The sequence below is a fragment of the Neolewinella lacunae genome, from assembly GCF_014349155.1.
Taxonomy (GTDB): Bacteria; Bacteroidota; Bacteroidia; order Chitinophagales; family Saprospiraceae; genus Neolewinella; species Neolewinella lacunae.
In genome coordinates, this window is the sequence record NZ_JACSIT010000073.1 from 1 (window position 1) to 638 (window position 638).

General features: G+C 62.1%; 1 pseudogene. It reads left to right on the top strand.

The window, feature by feature from the left end:
* Positions 1-638 (top strand): annotated as a pseudogene (locus H9S92_RS05980) (hypothetical protein); the annotation flags it as partial.

Below are 638 nucleotides of genomic sequence, written 5' to 3' on the forward strand. Positions count from 1 at the left end.
GGAACCAACGTAACGATCACGGCCAACATCTACCCCGGTGCTGACCTGAACGCTACGCCCATCGGCTCCTTCGTAGTCAACCCCAACAACGCTACGCCCGAGATCACGACGGCCATCCCCGTAGGTACGCACCTGCTGCGCTACACCTACACCGACCAGTGTGGCAACTCGGACTTCTCCGACTACCTCTTCACGGTAGAAGACCGCACGGCCCCCGTTGCGATCTGCGAAGACGGCCTGAACATCGGCATCTCTTCCGGTTCTTCCTCCACGACGGGTCTGCCCACGGGCTTTGCCGTCCTGACGCCGGAGAACATCGACAACGGTTCTTACGACGACTGCTCGGGTGTAACGCTGTCCATCGCCCGCGTCAACGCCGCCAACGTCGCCCTGGAGGTATACGACCAGGAACTGATCCTGACCTGTGCTGACCTGGGCACGGTACGCGTCGGCCTGCGGGTAGAAGACGCCGCTGGCAACGTAAACTTCTGCTGGCTGGACGTACTGGTGGAGGACAAGAACGCCCCCGTGTGTATCCCCCCCAGCCCGGTTACGCTGAGCTGCATTGAGTACAACGCCGCCCTTCCCGCCGACATCACGGAGACGACCATCGAGGAGCGCAACGCCGTCTTTGGTGC